Raw genomic sequence first — 16,083 nt, forward strand, 5'->3', positions numbered from 1 at the left:
ATTTTGTTACAAAATGATAAGTGAGAACAGTTTCGCATAAAATTCTTAGTTTCTTACTGAAAAGTTTTTCAGATTCGTTTTTTTTTAGTGGCACTATGATCTTATTACATAGACAAACACGAGGCTTTAGACCAAAAGAATCCATCGCACAATACACATAGTATCCTCTATTATCAACTTTAACATAGGTTTTATCTATTTGCTAAACATCACTCATTTGGTTATTACGTTTTTTCAAGTAGAACATTCTCTTGCTTATGCTCGTCTATAATAGAATCAGTTTGCAGGAAATTTAAAGAGTATAACTCACTTTCAGTAGAAAGCGCTCCTCATAGTTTCTTTCAATTAACTCATCAACGCCAAAATCAATAGCGTTTTTTTCTAACTGAAAGCTAAAATCCGGAAAAAGAATGACTTGATTTCTGGGATAATTTTCCAACATAGGAACACCTCGCTAATTTATTTGTGTCGTTACGCTTATTTTATCAAAGGTGTTCTTATTTTGTAAAAAAAATAATCCAGATGCCAATCAATTTGATTAGTCTCTAGATTATTCGTTTGAGTATAAATCTCAAATTCGTTTATTATTATCCAAACCATTGTTTGAATCGATACGTATGAAATGGCTGTTCACAAGCATTTCCAAACGCCAAATGCATTTCTCCTTTGCCTAAATCAAAAACCATTGAAGCTAAAGACTTAGATAATGGATGTTCTGGAGAAGGATGATTACAAATACTTTTGGGAAAATTACGATGGTTTGCTAAAAACTGTTTCCCGAGCTCCGCATCGATAATACCGTAATTTTCATTAAGTATTGCTTCCATCGCTTCAAAACGAGAATGAGATGTTTTAGAGCCGCCTTCTTCTGGTTCTTCTAAGGCGATACTATTATGATTCGCATGGATCATTATATCTGCCGACTTGTGTTCATAAATCTTATTTGGAAAACATTCAAAACTTGCGATTCCTTCGGTAGCATGAGATAAACTAAATTGATTTGGTACGGCATGAGGGACACTATAAAGATAATCTCGTGCTTCTTTTAAACTTTTCTTATTGATCAGCTCTCTAATAATTCCAGCTGTGGGTAGCCCCTCTTTCCGTTGACCATTATCGATATACGTCCACATAACAGCTAAACCATAATTGTTCATTCCCATATACGCTGGGATGCCTGGATGACTATAAACTAGTGATTCAAAATCAGATCCACTCTCTCTATGGTGTACAACACAATCGACCTCAGAACGATATTCATCAAGTCGCTCATCATTTGTTTGACCACAAATCACAGATCCATCAAAGGTGGCATTTCCTTTAGCTGCAAACGAGGTACATTTATCACTGATCAATTCGTCAAAAAATGATCGTTCATACACCGTGTACAGATACAAAATCTCTTGAAAATCTAGACCGCTTCCTTTGGCAACTCCACGCATTTCAGTCGCTACTTCTGGTGCAAATTTTTCTGTAAATTCAAGATATATTTGTGCTTTTTCCAACCATTTAACCATGATCTCAGCTGGGTCTTTATAAAATAATTTTTGACTGGATAAGTTTGTTTCGATCTGCATTTTCAATACTTCACCGATTTTGACTCCACGTTCAAATGCTGATCCTGTTACTTCTATATAGCGATGAATCATTTAATTCCCACCTTTTCTACTTTCAGTTACTTTTCAATGAATGTCCATTTATAATCATATTCTGGGCCAGATGGTACTATCCCTTTGATTTTTGGATTACGTAAATGTGCTTCAGCTTTTTGATAAACTGGGCAAACCCCCATCGTATTCATTAAAACATTTTCTGCTTCAATCAAATCATTCCAACGAGCTTTTGGATCCCCTGCATTTGTTGTAGCAGAGGCTTTCAAGAATTTATCAAATTCTTTGTTCCCATATTTACCACTATTATTGATATTATCTGATGCAAATAATTCTAAAAATACACTAGGATCGTTGTATTCTGCACCCCAGCCTACTAAAATCATATCAAAGTCGCCTTTATTACCACGCTCTAAACGAACAGAAAGCGGCACTGACGAAACATCGACAGTCACGCCATTCAAGTTTTCTTCAATTGCACCTTGCATGTATTCTACCACTTTTTTGGCAGAATCTGCATCCGATGAAAGTAAGTTGATTTTAAGGGAATCGATCCCTAGTTCTGCTTTAGCTTTAGTCCAATATTCTTTGGCTTTTTCTGGATCGTATTTCAAATGATTTCCAGAATCTTTTACAAAATCAGCCTCTGTTTCAGGATTAAATGACATATTTTTCGGTACTAAGCCTGTCGCTGCGATCGATCCATCACCTAAAACTTGATCAACCAACGTTTGACGATCTAACGCGTAGGAAATCGCTTTTCTAAGATTTTCGTTTTGAAATTCTTCTTTCGTTTGATTGTATTCTACATAGGTTGCGTTAGACATATCCTGAGAGAAAAAAGCAGGCTCCGCTATCATTTGTTGCGCCAGCTCACCTGTGATGACGATATCATCTGTTTGACCATCTTGAAATAGATTTAATGCTGTCGCTTCTTCTTTCACTACGTCAAAATTGATTTTTTCCATCGTCACATTGGCTTGATCCCAATACTTCTCATTTTTCACATACGCCCATTTTGTATCTGTTCCTGCTCCTTCAAACTCGCTCAATAAAAACGGTCCATTGTAAACCATATGCGCACTTGAACTTGCATATTTTTCACCGCTTTCGTTGATGATTTTTTCATTTTGCGGGAAAAACGGTGGTAAAGATAATAAGGATTCCATATAGGGTACAGGTGATTCCAGGGTTACTTCTAGTTCATGGTCGTTCAATGCTTTTACACCTAATTCTGATGCTGGCATCTTTCCATCCATGATTGATTGATAATTTTTGATTGATTCAAATAGGTAGGCAACTTCTGAAGCAGTCTTTGGTTCGACCGTTCGTTGAAAGCCATAAACATAATCCTTCGCAACAACTGGATCGCCATTTGACCAAACTGCCTCTTCGCGTAATTTAAACGTATAGGTCAAACCATCTTCACTAACTTTGGGCATTTCCGTCGCACCAGCGGGGATGAGTTTTCCTTCTTTATCTGCACGGAATAACCCTTCACCTGTATTTTTCAATACACCCCAGCCGACCACATCATTTGTGACAGATGCATCAATCGATGGAATTTCTTGTTTTGCAACAACTGAAAATGTTTGTTCGTTGTTTGCTGATTTTTGACTCGTTTCCCCAGCCTTGTCTTTACCAGAACCACATCCTCCAAGCAAGATGATACAGCTTGCTGCAGCTAGTAAATACCCTAATCTTGTATGTCTCATTTAGTAACCTCCTACATGGTCAAAATTCATTTTTGAAATTATAACATCTATTATCATACCATAAGAATAAGCGCTTTCTCATCGAAAATTTCTTGCACCCTCTACAAAATTGTGTAAAAATGAATTACTTGATTTTATAAGGATATAAAAGGAGCGACTCATGAAAAAATTAGCAATCATCGGCGGTGGGATCATTGGTTTGACCTTAGCCAACTACATTGATTTAAAACAGTATAACGTAACAGTTTATGATAACCCGATCGGACAAGCCACTAAAGCCAGTGCTGGTATTATCTCCCCTTGGCTTTCAAAACGACGAAACAAAAAATGGTACCAGCTCGCTAAAGATGGGGCTGCATTTTATCCAAAATTGGTACAGGACTTTTCTTTACAGCAAAATGTCTATCAACAAACTGGCACTTTGATTCTTAGAAAAAATGGTGAACTTGAGTCTTTGATGCAACTAGCAGAAGAAAGAAAACAGACGGCGCCTGAAATTGGAGAGATTCAATTATTGACTGCAGAACAAGTCACCAAAAAACTGCCTCTATTAAAAGCTGCCCCAGCCTTATTTATCACAGGTGGCGGCAAATTAGACGGAGCTAGCTACTTAGAAACTTTGAGACAACAGGCGATCCTAAAGATGATTTCCATGAAGATTGGTTCAGTTCAGCTTAATCGAATGCATGATCGATGGCTTGTTCAAACCCCTGATAAAACAGAAGAATTTGACGCAGTAGCAATATGTGCTGGCCCAGGCTTGCCTTCATTGTTAAGCTCTCTTGGTTATAAAACTGATATTAGAGCACAAAAAGGGCAACTACTAGCATTTGAAACCCCGTATAAAGAAAGTGGCAATTGGCCCGTAGCTATGTTAGATGGAGAAAGTGATTTGATTCCTTTTGAAAACGGACAGATTCTAATCGGTGCAACTCATGAGAATGATGGTGGATTTGATTTAACACCAACGAAAGAAGCATTTTCTCTTCTGCAACAAAAAACAGACCATTTCCTGGCTGAATCGGCCTTTTTTGAAGCATATCCTGCTGCATATCGTGTTGGAACACGTGCCTATACATCAGATTTTGCTCCTTTTTTCAATTGTTTACCAGACAATCCCACTGCAGTTGTTGCTAGCGGTTTAGGTTCTTCTGGTCTGACAACTGGTCCTTATATTGGTTTTCTTTTGGCTAAGTATTTCAATGAAGCAAAAAGCGATTGGCAGGACTATCAAAAGTCTATCGATACTTATTTATCTAAATAAAATCAAAGCAGAACGCTTAGATACTATTAGCACTCAGTACAAAAAAGAAACAGCCATTAAACTTGCCACTGGTGATAAGAAAGATGAGCAAACTAAAGGAAAAGTAATCAGTAACAGTAAAAATACAGCAACTAAAATACTTAACACAAGAAACAAAAACTCTCAATTACTCTATATCAGACACACTCTCTTTATTCGTTAGTATATATGTCTTAATTAAGAGACGTGTTACTAATCAATCGTTTGTTAAACCAAAGTAAAACAACTATTCTATACAAAAAAAACTTTACATCTAGAGAGAAAGAAGATTCTAATCCGAAAATCATGGATTGGAATCTTCTTTCTCTTTTATTCGTATCATTATGACAACAACATAGTCCCTGCTTAAATATTCAATCCAAACTTACTTTTTATTATAATTTTTTTGCTTCTACTACAAAATTCTCCATCTCACTATATAACGTCTCTTTGATTGTTTTCAGCTTTTGTTCGACCAGTTTGCTTCCACTGACTAGCTGTCGACCGTTTATCCAAACGGCTTCAACATTACTGGCATTTGCTGAGTAGACAATGGCGGAGTATGGATCGAAAATCGGAAACATATTGACAGATTCCGTTTCGATCAAAGTTAAATCTGCTTTTTTCCCGATTTCGATTGAGCCAACTTGATCTGCTAATCCCAAGGTTTCCGCACCACCCATGGTCGCTAGGCGGACAATTTCTTTCGCAGGAAAAAGTGCACGATCCTGATTATGCGTTTTATGAAAGTTAGCAAACAGGCGCATTTGGCTAAATAAATCAAGAGTATTACCGCTGCTTGGCCCATCAGTTCCTAGACCGACAACGATATTTTTTTCAAGCATTTGTTTAACAGGTGCTACCCCTTTTGCTGATTTTGTATTGGCACCGATACAGTGAGCAACACGCGCTTTTTTATTTGTTGCTGCAATGATATCTAAATCACTTTCAGTTGCTAAAATGCAATGAGCTAAAATAAAATCACGCTCAAAATACCCTAATGTTTGTAAAAATTCTATTGGTGTTTGGTTATATTTCGCTTGAAAATCCGTCATTTCATAGGTCATTTCTTCGACATGCATTGTAATCGGGGCATTATATTTTTCGCTAAGTGCTACGATTTTTTTTAGTGTCTCCAAATTGTTCGTATTGGGTGCATGAGGTGCAATAATTGGTGTTACTAATGGATCATTTTGCCATTTTTCTAAAAAGCGTTCGCAGTACTCGTATCCGCCAGATGGCTTTGAACTATCACAAGTCGGCATATCAATAATTGTTTCTCCAACAAGTGCTCTGATGCCCATTTTTTTAGAACTTTTTGCTACTTCATCTTCAAAATAGTACATATCACAAAACGATGTCACACCACTCAACAGCATTTCTGCAATCGCATAGTCGCTGCTGGCATGTACTAATTTTTTTGTCATATGTTGCTCTAATGGAAATAAAAATCGGCGCAGTCGATCAGGTACATCATCGCCTAAAGAGCGAAAGGGGATCATTCCTGCATGTGTATGGGTGTTGATTAGACCTGGGATCAGCAGCCCATTTTTTCCATCGATTATTGTATCAGCATCAATCGTTTGTGAAGTCAGTTCGGAAATATGGCCGATTTTCTTGATTACATCGTCTTCGATCAACACAAATCCATCTTTCACTTCTGAAAAATGTTGATCCATTGAAAGTACATGAACATTTTTAATAAGAGTCTTCATTCAGCAACACTCCGTCTTCTGGGAAAACCAATGGGTAAAATTCTTGCGTTTTCGTATTCATCATTCCCATATCTGTCACTTTGATCGCAGGCGAGACAGGCAGAGATAATGTGGAAAAAGACATGATCTCATTCATGTTTTTATACCCTAATGCCTGCATGCTTACGCGGACTTTTTGTAAATCTTCACCAAGTTCTTCAATTGGCGCTTGGGATAAAATCCCACCAATAGGCAACGGACATTTCCCGGTGATCGCTCCATTTGAAACAACAATATAACCGCCTTGTATCGCTAACAATTCATTTTGCGCAAGAACGATATCTTCTACTGAATTCCCCATGACCATTACATTATGATGATCATGGGCCCAAGTGGTTGCGATTGCGCCTTTTTCACTGATCGGTTTATCCATCAGCGATAGCGAAATATTGCCATTTTTACCGTATCTTTCCATCACGATCAGTAATGCACAGTCCGCTTCCTGCCATTGTAATATCCCATTTTTCACTGGAATTTCTTTGATGATTCTTTCAGTGAATGTGCCTACTTCCTGTTTTTGGATCACGTTACAACGAACACTCGCTTTGTTCGTTGCTACTCTGATAACTAAGTCCGTAACAGTCAGTGGTTTGCAGTGAACTGATTGCTTGTAATTAGCTGGAAATGGCTCAACCACATTAGGATATTCGATCTTTGCTCCTTTTTCATAAACTTTTTCACCAGATTTATAAACAGCATCAAACGTAAAATCTTCTAAATCATCTAATAAAATAAAGTCTGCAATTCGACCTGGCGCAATTTCTCCACGATCATGAAAGCCCATCCGTCTCGCTGGAGTGTAGGTCGTCATATAAATAGCTTTTTCGATTGGCAAACCCGCTTTTACGGCCTTTTTCAAGTTTTCGTTCAAATGGCCATGAAGCAAATCATCTGCCATCACATCATCCGTAATGATACTGGCATACTCATAAAACTCATTTTCTATGATAACTTGCATATTTTCAGGGGTGATCGATTTATTTTGGAATTGGATAAAAACGCCTGCTTCGATTTTTTCTTTTAACGATTCTGGAAACTGATGGGTATGATCCGAGGTAATACCGCTAAACAAAAAAGCTGCTAGCTCTTCATCATAGATTTTAGGACAATGACCTTCTAACGGCATTGTTGGTCGTTCTTTTTTGCATAAATCAATAATTTGTCGAATCAACGACTCTGGTTCATAAGCAATTCCTTTAAAGTTCATCGCTTCGCCTAAGCAAACAATTTTGGGATTTTTCAATAACTCTGCTACCTCGTTGAGTCCAATAATCCCGCCAGTCGTTTCTAATTCAGGGGTCGTTGAAGGAACAGACGAAGGAATCGCGTGAAAAATATCCAATTCGGTTTCTGCCTTCATAAATTCATCTAACCCTTCTAGACCAAACACATTTGCCATTTCATGTGCATCAGCCACAACCGTTGTCACACCGTAACGTAAAACAGCCTTTGAGAAAATCGTTGGCGTGGTCATTGAGCTTTCAATATGCATATGGGCATCAATCAAGCCGGGAATCATATATCGATTCTCGGCTTTGATGATTGTTTCAGACGTTAAGTTATTCATATCAGAGGTACTAATATAGTAAAATTTTCCTTCTTTAATAGAGACATTTTTTTTTACAAATGATTGTGTTGCCGTTTGGAAAACCCAAACATCTTGAATAATCATATCTACTTTCATACTTATCGCCTTTCTTGCTTGATTATTGATTCATTGTACGGTTCCATTGATCGACCCAATCAGATAGATTTTCATTAATAAATGAAAAATCAACTGTTTTTGCTCGATCTGCTACTTTACCGTATGTTTTATTTTCTGCTTGTTTTGCATCTAGTTCCACTTTACTATTCGTTGGACCTTCGTTTAGTGAAATAGCTTTTGCCTTTTGTGACGCTTCACTGATTCGTTCATTGACAAATGTATAAGCTAATTCTTTATTTTTTGAACTTTTAGGTACGTTTACTGTATTGTAATTTGCGTACGTACCACTTTCAGGAACAACATATGTTGCATCTTTAGAAGCACCTTGAATGATATCTACAGCGAAATCAGCAACAACAGCAACTTCTATTTCACCTGATTGGAACATATTAGCAAGATCTGATGATTTCGAATAGGTTTTGACCACATTTGGTTTTAATTCTTTCATTGCTTCAAAAGCAGCTTTACCTTTGTCTGTTGTAATGTCTACATCAGCATGATCGCTAGCCACATATAGCATCAATGGTCCAGCTGTCGTAGAAATATCCGGTACCGAAATTTTTCCTTTAAGATCAGATGACCATAAATCGTCCCAGCTCGTGATTTCTTTACCTAGTTTTTCTTTGTTATAAACGATACCAATACTATTAACAGCAATCGGGATTCCCGCTCCGCTGTCATAGACTTCTTTTGCCCCTGTTGTTAAATCGTTGATATTCGGTACTTCTTTTTCTGTTATTTTTTCAAATAATCCTTCTTTTTCTCCTTGTGTTGCGTTCGCTTGTGCTAATTCGATCACATCGATTCCGGCATTGGGGTTATTCAATAATTTTGTATAACGATCTGCACTATTTCCTACTTCTAATGTTACTTTTGCATCATTTGCTTTTTCAAAAGGCGCAATAATATCTTTTTTTACAATATCTTCACTTAAGCCAAAGGTAGAAACAACTAAAGACTTGCTACCGCTTTTACTCTCTTCTTTAGGATTAGCCTCACTATTCCCGCAAGCTGCCATTAGGAATGTAGCTGTCGCTAAAACACCGATCATTAGTTTCTTTTTCATTTTGTTTATATCCCCTTCATCTATCATTTATTTTTCTAATACAACTAGTTTATCTGCCGGAAACACCAAGTTGATTTTGTCTCCTGTGTCATAAATCTGTTCACTCGTTCCATTGACTAATAGTTTTCCAAGTGGTGTTGTAACTTCATACTGATAACTTTTCCCTAAAAAGGTTCGAACGGCAACCATACCTTCAATCGAAGGCGCCGTTGCTTCTTCCACAATTTCAATATCTTCCGGGCGAATCGTTGCGACAGTATCGATTGCTTGCGGCTGTGGATTCGTCGTTGTAAACAATTGTCCATTCTCGCTTTTGTATTGACCTTCAGCAGTTTTCGTCACAGAAAAGAAATTTTCAAATCCGATGAATTGTGCTACGAATTTTGTTTTTGGTAAACGGTAAATCATTTCTGGTGCGTCGTATTGCTCGATTACACCGTTATTCATGATTGCGACTTTATCTGAGATAGAAAAACATTCTTCTTGATCATGGGTCACAAATACAGTTGTTATACCTAATTGTTGTTGAATTCGTTTAATTTCGATGCGCATTGCTACTCTTAATTTTGCATCTAGATTACTTAAAGGTTCATCTAATAATAATAATTTAGGTTCAATGATCAACGCTCGAGCTAACGCAACACGCTGTCTTTGTCCACCTGAAAGTTGTTTTGGGTAACGATCGCCAAGATTTTCTAACCCACAAACGTCCAACATTTTTTCTACTTTTTCTTTCGTACTCGCTTTTGATTCTTTTCGTAATTTCAACCCAAACGCAACATTTTCGGCAATCGTCAAATGAGGAAATAACGCATAACTTTGAAATACCATTCCAAAGTTTCGCTTATGCACAGGTACTTTGGTCAAATCATCCGTATCCAACTCAAATGAACCGTCATTTGGCTTGATCAATCCTGCAATCACTCGAAGTGTCGTTGTTTTTCCACATCCACTTGGTCCAAGTAATGAGACCAGCTCACCTTTTTCCATTGAAATACTTAAATCTTTTAATATATCTTGTTTGCCATCATAGCTGACACGTATCTTTTTTAAATCAACAAAAGTCAAAATTTTCTCCTCTTTCTACCTTTTAAGTCCGAAATGTACGATTGCTCTTTTTTAATTTACGCAATCGAAGCTAATCCTAATGTTTTTTCGATCAAAAACATTAAACCCATTGTCAATAACATCAACATTACTGAAATGGCTGAGACGGTTGGATCATAGTTGTATTCCATATAGCTAAGTAAGGATGTCGGTAACATTGTAACTCCTGGTCCAGATAAAAACATCGACACAGGAACATTATTAAATGAGTTTACAAAAGCCAACATAAATGCTGCAAAAATACCTGAAGAAACATTTGGTAAAACAATCTGGATAAATGCGCGCGTTCTCGTACATCCAAGCGTCCAAGCAACTTCTTCCATTGAATAGTCCAATTGTTCCATACTCGAACCGACCACACGAATAATATAAGGTAAACTGATCAAAAAATGGCCTATCAATAAACCTTGAAAAATCGGTAACCCTAATTTAATCACAATGTATTGAAACAATGTATACCCGACCACGATTCCCGGAATCACAGTAGGGGATAAAAAGAAGCTTTTGATAAAGTTTCTTCCTTTAACGGAATAACGTGCCAGTGCATAAGATGCTGGAATACCTACGACCAAAGCTAAAACCGTCGCTAATACACCAATGATCAAACTCAATTTAAAACTACTCATAAAGGTATCTGATTGTAACGCTTTTGCATACCAATCTAACGTAAATCCTTTGATTGGAAACTGAATTGCCGCAGCTGTCCCGAAAGAGGTCACAACGATCAAGCAAAGCGGTAAGAATAAAAATAAGAATACTAGGATCGCAATCAGCGTCATCCCTTTTTGTTTACGCATTATTTGCTTCTCTCCTATCAACTTTTTTAGCGACTACATCGAGTCCCTTCATAACGATCAAGGTTACAACGATCATGATCAAGGCTAAAACACTTGCGGCTTTCCAATCACCTAATGTATTGGCTTTTTGATATAAAAAGGTCGACATCATCATCTTCTGATTTCCACCTAATAGTTGTGGTGTCGTATAGGCTGTCAGCGTCCCAGTAAACACTAGGATACTTCCGACGATTGTTCCAGGAATTGAAAGCGGCAAAACAACTTTCCGAAAAGCTGTGAAGGGACTTGCCCCCAATGTTTCTGCTGCCTCAAGCATTTCTCCTTCAATATTTTCCATGACCCCAACAAGCGTCATGATCATCGTAGGTAAAAATAGATAAACAGACCCAATAATAATAGCAAATTCTGTATAAAGTAAATTCAATGGTTGAGCGATCAGGCCTGTTTTCAATAATAGTGTATTGATCACGCCTGTTTTTCCTAAGATATTGATCCAAGCAAAACTGCGAATAACCGAGTTAGTTAATAATGGAAATAGGGTCATCGCCATTAAAATTCCACGCCATTTTTTACTAACTCCAGCAATGTAATAAGCAGTTGGAATTCCTAATAAAATTGAAATAAACGTAACGATCAATGACACTCTGATCGTGCGCCAAAAGATGGATAGATTATATTCGTCTTTAAAAAAATCGAGGTAGTTGCTCAACGTCACCCCTTGATCTGTAAAAATAGTTGGCAAAATACTTGTAGCCAAAGGAATCATTAAGAAAAATAGTAATAAAATCATTCCAGGTGCTACAATAAAATACGGAACATTCTTGTTCATTTATACACTCCTCGTTCGTTTTTCCACTGATTCAGTATACTCATTTTTTCGATTAATTTCAATATGTTTTTTCACTTTAATAATTAATCATTCGTGTATTGGCGAAAAAACAAGTTTATGCATACAAAAAAAGCGGATCCAACTATTTTTAACGAACGTAATATAAACTCACGCCATTTGAATCGCTTTTTTTGATTATTTAGTTACTCCTCTTCTTTAGGAAAAAGCAAGCTTGACTGTAATAGATAGTCTTCCTGATACTTTATTGCTAATTCTTTTAAAAAAAACAATACCTCATCCTGCTCTAGAGAAAAGTTTTCAATCAATTCTTGGTATTTTATGCGCTCCATATCCGTTACTTTATTTTTGAAATATCCCCAAACATGCTGATATGCATTTAAGCGATCACCCATTTTCCCAGGTTGCTCTAATGCATGCTGTAGATACCCTCGAAATGCTTGTTCTTTTTTTTCGTTCCACTCGTGATCAGCAAATAATGCTCGGATCGCTTTATAATCTGGTTGTGATTTTGATAAAATCAAATACTTAAGTGATGCCCATTCTTGCTGTCTTTGCGCGATTATTTTCAAGAAACTCTTCCTTTCTCTTTCTATATGAAAAAAAAATGAATATAAACTCTGTTTTTCTTACAGTATGCTCATTAAACTTTATGATAGTTAAAAGAGTAAAAGTTTACAATACACTTTGTATATATTTTTTTAAGAACTCTATGTTAAACAACTATTCTGACTATTAAAAAGAATTGAGGTTATTATTTATGGATGAGCAGCAATTAGATAAGTCGTTTTTGGGGCAGCCAAAAGGATTATCTACTCTTTTCTTCACTGAGATGTGGGAAAGATTTAGTTATTATGGTATGCGAGCAATTCTACTGTATTATATCTATGATACAGTAGCAAACGGTGGACTAGGTTTACCTAAAGAAACTGCGTTAGCAATTATGTCGATTTACGGCTCGTTAGTTTTTATGTCCAGTATTGTTGGCGGTTGGATATCTGACCGAGTGTTAGGTGCTAGAAAAACGGTATTCGCCGGTGGACTCTTCATTATGGTCGGACATATTGTTTTAGCAACACCTTTTGGGATCGCAGCTCTCTTTGTTTCTATTTTTCTGATCGTGATCGGAACTGGGATGTTGAAACCGAATGTTTCTGGTATGGTCGGACATCTTTATTCAAAAACAGATACACGTCGTGATGCTGGTTTTTCTATTTTTTATATGGGTATCAATATTGGTGCATTGATCGCGCCGTTCATCGTTGGTACATTAGGCCAGACGTATAACTACCATGTCGGGTTTTCCGTTGCAGCCTTTGGTATGTTTTTTGGCTTGCTGCAATACTATTTACAAGGGAAAAAATCATTAGCTGGAATCGGCTTACAACCAACGAATCCAATTGGTCCTGAGGAACGAAGAAAGTTTATACGATCACTATTCCTTGCTCTTGTTTTTGTCATTGCCCTTTTTGGTGGGGCCTTTATGATGGGCTATTTAACAATTGGCTTCTTTATCAACAGTGTTAGTGTTTTAGGAATTTTCTTGCCTGTCTACTATTTTATCAAGATGCTGACCTCAAAAGACGTGACGCCAGAAGAAAAACCAAGAGTTCTTGGCTATATTCCATTATTTCTGGCTGGAATCGTTTTTTGGTCGTTAGAAGAACAAGGTTCTTCAATTTTAGCATTATTTGCCGATGAACGGACAAATGATACATTATTTGGTTTTTCTATTGCACCTAGTTGGTTCCAATCTTTAAATCCAATTTTCGTCGTTGTTTTAACACCTGTTTTCGTGACTTTATGGACGAGATTAGGAAAAAAACAACCTTCAACTGTCGTAAAATTTTCTTTAGGATTAGTTTTTGCTGGCCTATCGTTTGTTCTTTTGATGTTGCCTGGTCTACTTTATGGTACTGATACAAAAGTGAGTCCGTTGTGGTTATTCTTTAGTTTCTTTATTATGATCGTAGGCGAAATGTGTATTTCTCCAGTTGGTCTGTCGATTACAACGAAACTTGCTCCTAAAGCATTTGAATCTCAGACTGTCGCAATTTGGTTATTAGCAGATGCTGCTTCACAAGCAATCAACGCTCAAATCGCGCGGTTTTATACCCCTCAAACTGAGTCAGCGTACTTTGGTATCGTCGGAATTGTTGCAGTGATTGCTGGTATTTTATTGATTCTTTCTAAAAAACCAATCAAAAGACTAATGGGTTCGATCCACTAAAATTAAAAAAGTTTCCACCAAAGCACGTTTCATGCTTCTTTGGTGGAAACTTTTTTTGTTCTAATAGTTAAGTTGTTTCTCTTGTCTCATGATCGTGGCTTTTAACAACAATGGTGCAATAATCGTCGTCGCAATAATCACAATGATCACAGAAGAATAATACTCTTCAGAAAGAAAACTTGAGGTCAATCCTACTTGGGCAATGATCAATGCCATTTCACCTCTTGAAACCATTCCGGATCCAATGATCATAGTAGAAACTCCTTTGAATCCAGTTACACGGGCACCTAAAGCGCCACCTAATAATTTCGATAACACTGCAACAACTGTTAAAACGACAATAAAAAGAAAATGCTTTGACATACCAACAAAGGTCATATTCAGCCCAATAGAAACAAAAAACATCGGAATAAATACTGTATAGCCAATCGTCTCTAACTTCTCGTCTACGCGTTTACGATAATCCGTTTGAGCAATTGCCACACCTGCAAAAAATGCGCCGATGATCGCCCCCATATCCAGCATCTCTGCAAAATAAGCAAAACCTAAACAAATAACTAAGGAAATCGCAGAAACAGCTTCGATCGCAATCAATTTTTTACTCATATTCAAAAGCCACGGAACTAGCCACTTGCTGGCTGCAAAAATTGCGACAAAGAAGAAGACTTTCAAGAGTAAAACTTCCCACATTGGTAGACCTTCACCTGGTGTAGAACGATTCATCAAACTTAACATAATTCCTAAAATCAACACGACAACGATATCATCAACAACGGCCGCACCAAGGATGGTTGCACCTTCTTCACTGTCTATTTTTTTCAAATCTTTCAGCACTTGAACCGAAATACTAACAGATGTAGCACTAAAAAGAACGCCTAAAAAAAGCGAATTCTGCATGGAAAATTGAAATATTTCTCCTACACCAAACCCCATTGCTGCAGGAAAAACAATTCCTAAAAGCGCGACTGATAAGGCTGGCCGCCAATATTTTTTCAATAAGTCCAGATCACTTTCCAGCCCTGCAATAAACATTAAAATAATAACACCGATTTCTGAAAAGTAATGCATAAAATCATCTGGTTTAATCCAACCTAATAATGCTGGGCCAATTAAAATCCCAACTAACAATTCCCCAATAACAGAAGGAATTCCCACTCGATTACAAAAATGTCCAGCAAGTTTTGTAAATAATAAGACTAGACACAATGTCAATAAAAAATCCATATTTCTCTCCCTTTCTACTTGTAAAATAGATAACTTATTGTACCATGCGAATTGAGTTTAGTAATTACAAAGGATTTATTACACGAGCAACAGAATAAAAAAACTGACAGATCAATTTCTCACCTGTCAGCTATTTTTGTTTGATTATTTAGATGCACGTTTTAAATACGTACCTTCTTGTGTATTGATTTCTAATAATTCATCCGCTTCGATGAAATCAGGAACATTAACTACTAAGCCTGTTTCCATGATTGCTGGTTTACCAGAACCTGAAACAGTCGCTCCTTTGATAGATGGTTGTGTTTCTTTTACTTTTAAAACAACTGTCGTTGGCAATGTTACACCGATCACTTCTGATCCGTAGAATTGGATTTTTACTTCCATATTTTCTAGTAAATATTTTAATTCATATTCGATCACAGAAGTTGGAATTTCGTATTGTTCATAGGTTTCTAAGTCCATGAAATTGGCTGTATCATCTTGGCTGTATAAATATTGAACAGGTTTGCTTTCGATAAAAGCTTTCTTTACTTTATCGTCTGGACGCATCGTCGTATCTGTTGTGGCACCTGTACGAACATCTTTCAATTTCATACGCATAACGGTATTTCCTTTACCAGGTTTATGGTGGCTTGCATCCATTACACGGATTAATTTGCCGTCTTGTTCAAAAGTCATACCTGCTTTAAGATCACTTACTGCTATCATGTTGTTTTCTCCTCTTTCTTTAAGGTTCGACCGAAAAA

General features: G+C 36.9%; 14 protein-coding genes. 2 read left to right on the forward strand and 12 right to left on the reverse strand.

Annotated features, from left to right (window positions below; genetic code table 11):
- Nucleotides 1–292: 292 nt before the first annotated feature.
- The 3 genes from AC4BC4_RS13750 to AC4BC4_RS13760 all read right to left on the reverse strand — a co-directional run bounded on the left by AC4BC4_RS13750 (nucleotide 293) and on the right by AC4BC4_RS13760 (nucleotide 3,325).
- Nucleotides 293–442, reverse strand: coding sequence for a hypothetical protein (locus AC4BC4_RS13750; protein ID WP_490476047.1), 150 nt, complete (start codon nucleotides 440–442; stop codon nucleotides 293–295).
- A gap of 145 nt (nucleotides 443–587) precedes the next feature.
- On the reverse strand, nucleotides 588–1,649 hold the full coding sequence (locus AC4BC4_RS13755; RefSeq protein WP_438758246.1) for a C45 family autoproteolytic acyltransferase/hydrolase: 1,062 nt from the start codon (nucleotides 1,647–1,649) through the stop codon (nucleotides 588–590).
- A gap of 26 nt (nucleotides 1,650–1,675) precedes the next feature.
- The gene (locus AC4BC4_RS13760) at nucleotides 1,676–3,325 is read right to left on the reverse strand and encodes a peptide ABC transporter substrate-binding protein (protein ID WP_490476048.1); all 1,650 of its coding nucleotides are present in this window, start codon (nucleotides 3,323–3,325) and stop codon (nucleotides 1,676–1,678) included.
- A 160-nt stretch (nucleotides 3,326–3,485) separates the two neighbouring features.
- Here AC4BC4_RS13760 and AC4BC4_RS13765 point away from each other — a divergent pair, with 160 nt between their 5' ends.
- A complete protein-coding gene (locus tag AC4BC4_RS13765) occupies nucleotides 3,486–4,589 on the forward strand; it encodes an NAD(P)/FAD-dependent oxidoreductase (RefSeq protein WP_490476049.1) in 1,104 nt (367 codons plus the stop codon).
- A 413-nt stretch (nucleotides 4,590–5,002) separates the two neighbouring features.
- Here AC4BC4_RS13765 and AC4BC4_RS13770 read toward each other — a convergent pair whose 3' ends face one another.
- The 7 genes from AC4BC4_RS13770 to AC4BC4_RS13800 form a co-directional block, all read right to left on the reverse strand.
- Entirely contained in the window at nucleotides 5,003–6,322 is a 1,320-nt protein-coding gene (locus tag AC4BC4_RS13770) for an amidohydrolase (RefSeq protein ID WP_490476050.1), read from the reverse strand.
- Complete coding sequence (locus AC4BC4_RS13775; protein WP_490476051.1) at nucleotides 6,306–8,045, reverse strand: adenine deaminase; 1,740 nt, start codon at nucleotides 8,043–8,045, stop codon at nucleotides 6,306–6,308. Before AC4BC4_RS13775 ends, AC4BC4_RS13770 begins: the two co-directional genes overlap by 17 nt.
- A 22-nt stretch (nucleotides 8,046–8,067) precedes the next feature.
- Nucleotides 8,068–9,132, reverse strand: coding sequence for an ABC transporter substrate-binding protein (locus tag AC4BC4_RS13780; RefSeq protein WP_438758241.1), 1,065 nt, complete (start codon nucleotides 9,130–9,132; stop codon nucleotides 8,068–8,070).
- A 27-nt stretch (nucleotides 9,133–9,159) separates the two neighbouring features.
- On the reverse strand, nucleotides 9,160–10,200 hold the full coding sequence (locus AC4BC4_RS13785; protein ID WP_438758240.1) for an ABC transporter ATP-binding protein: 1,041 nt from the start codon (nucleotides 10,198–10,200) through the stop codon (nucleotides 9,160–9,162).
- Between the two features lie 56 nt (nucleotides 10,201–10,256).
- Entirely contained in the window at nucleotides 10,257–11,036 is a 780-nt protein-coding gene (locus AC4BC4_RS13790; RefSeq protein ID WP_490476052.1) for an ABC transporter permease, read from the reverse strand.
- On the reverse strand, nucleotides 11,029–11,865 hold the full coding sequence (locus tag AC4BC4_RS13795; protein WP_438758238.1) for an ABC transporter permease: 837 nt from the start codon (nucleotides 11,863–11,865) through the stop codon (nucleotides 11,029–11,031). Before AC4BC4_RS13795 ends, AC4BC4_RS13790 begins: the two co-directional genes overlap by 8 nt.
- A gap of 203 nt (nucleotides 11,866–12,068) precedes the next feature.
- Nucleotides 12,069–12,455, reverse strand: coding sequence for a YbgA family protein (locus AC4BC4_RS13800; protein ID WP_438758237.1), 387 nt, complete (start codon nucleotides 12,453–12,455; stop codon nucleotides 12,069–12,071).
- A 188-nt stretch (nucleotides 12,456–12,643) separates the two neighbouring features.
- Here AC4BC4_RS13800 and AC4BC4_RS13805 point away from each other — a divergent pair, with 188 nt between their 5' ends.
- Nucleotides 12,644–14,113, forward strand: coding sequence for a peptide MFS transporter (locus AC4BC4_RS13805; protein WP_490476053.1), 1,470 nt, complete (start codon nucleotides 12,644–12,646; stop codon nucleotides 14,111–14,113).
- Nucleotides 14,114–14,173: 60 nt separating this feature from the next.
- On the opposite strand, the gene AC4BC4_RS13810 is transcribed toward AC4BC4_RS13805, so the two are convergent.
- Entirely contained in the window at nucleotides 14,174–15,337 is a 1,164-nt protein-coding gene (locus tag AC4BC4_RS13810; protein ID WP_490476054.1) for a cation:proton antiporter, read from the reverse strand.
- Between the two features lie 144 nt (nucleotides 15,338–15,481).
- Complete coding sequence (efp, locus tag AC4BC4_RS13815) at nucleotides 15,482–16,045, reverse strand: elongation factor P (protein WP_069647519.1); 564 nt, start codon at nucleotides 16,043–16,045, stop codon at nucleotides 15,482–15,484.
- Nucleotides 16,046–16,083 lie beyond the last annotated feature (38 nt).

The organism is Enterococcus sp. AMC1086, assembly GCF_058216575.1.

Excerpts from the sequence above, each read along its gene's own strand:
- AC4BC4_RS13750 (WP_490476047.1), bottom strand. The coding sequence starts at position 442 with ATGTTGGAAAATTATCCCAGAAATCAAGTCATTCTTTTTCCGGATTTT.
- AC4BC4_RS13755 (WP_438758246.1), bottom strand. The coding sequence starts at position 1,649 with ATGATTCATCGCTATATAGAAGTAACAGGATCAGCATTTGAACGTGGA.
- AC4BC4_RS13760 (WP_490476048.1), bottom strand. The coding sequence starts at position 3,325 with ATGAGACATACAAGATTAGGGTATTTACTAGCTGCAGCAAGCTGTATC.
- AC4BC4_RS13765 (WP_490476049.1), top strand. The coding sequence starts at position 3,486 with ATGAAAAAATTAGCAATCATCGGCGGTGGGATCATTGGTTTGACCTTA.
- AC4BC4_RS13770 (WP_490476050.1), bottom strand. The coding sequence starts at position 6,322 with ATGAAGACTCTTATTAAAAATGTTCATGTACTTTCAATGGATCAACAT.
- AC4BC4_RS13775 (WP_490476051.1), bottom strand. The coding sequence starts at position 8,045 with ATGAAAGTAGATATGATTATTCAAGATGTTTGGGTTTTCCAAACGGCA.
- AC4BC4_RS13780 (WP_438758241.1), bottom strand. The coding sequence starts at position 9,132 with ATGAAAAAGAAACTAATGATCGGTGTTTTAGCGACAGCTACATTCCTA.
- AC4BC4_RS13790 (WP_490476052.1), bottom strand. The coding sequence starts at position 11,036 with ATGCGTAAACAAAAAGGGATGACGCTGATTGCGATCCTAGTATTCTTA.
- AC4BC4_RS13795 (WP_438758238.1), bottom strand. The coding sequence starts at position 11,865 with ATGAACAAGAATGTTCCGTATTTTATTGTAGCACCTGGAATGATTTTA.
- AC4BC4_RS13805 (WP_490476053.1), top strand. The coding sequence starts at position 12,644 with ATGGATGAGCAGCAATTAGATAAGTCGTTTTTGGGGCAGCCAAAAGGA.
- AC4BC4_RS13810 (WP_490476054.1), bottom strand. The coding sequence starts at position 15,337 with ATGGATTTTTTATTGACATTGTGTCTAGTCTTATTATTTACAAAACTT.
- efp (WP_069647519.1), bottom strand. The coding sequence starts at position 16,045 with ATGATAGCAGTAAGTGATCTTAAAGCAGGTATGACTTTTGAACAAGAC.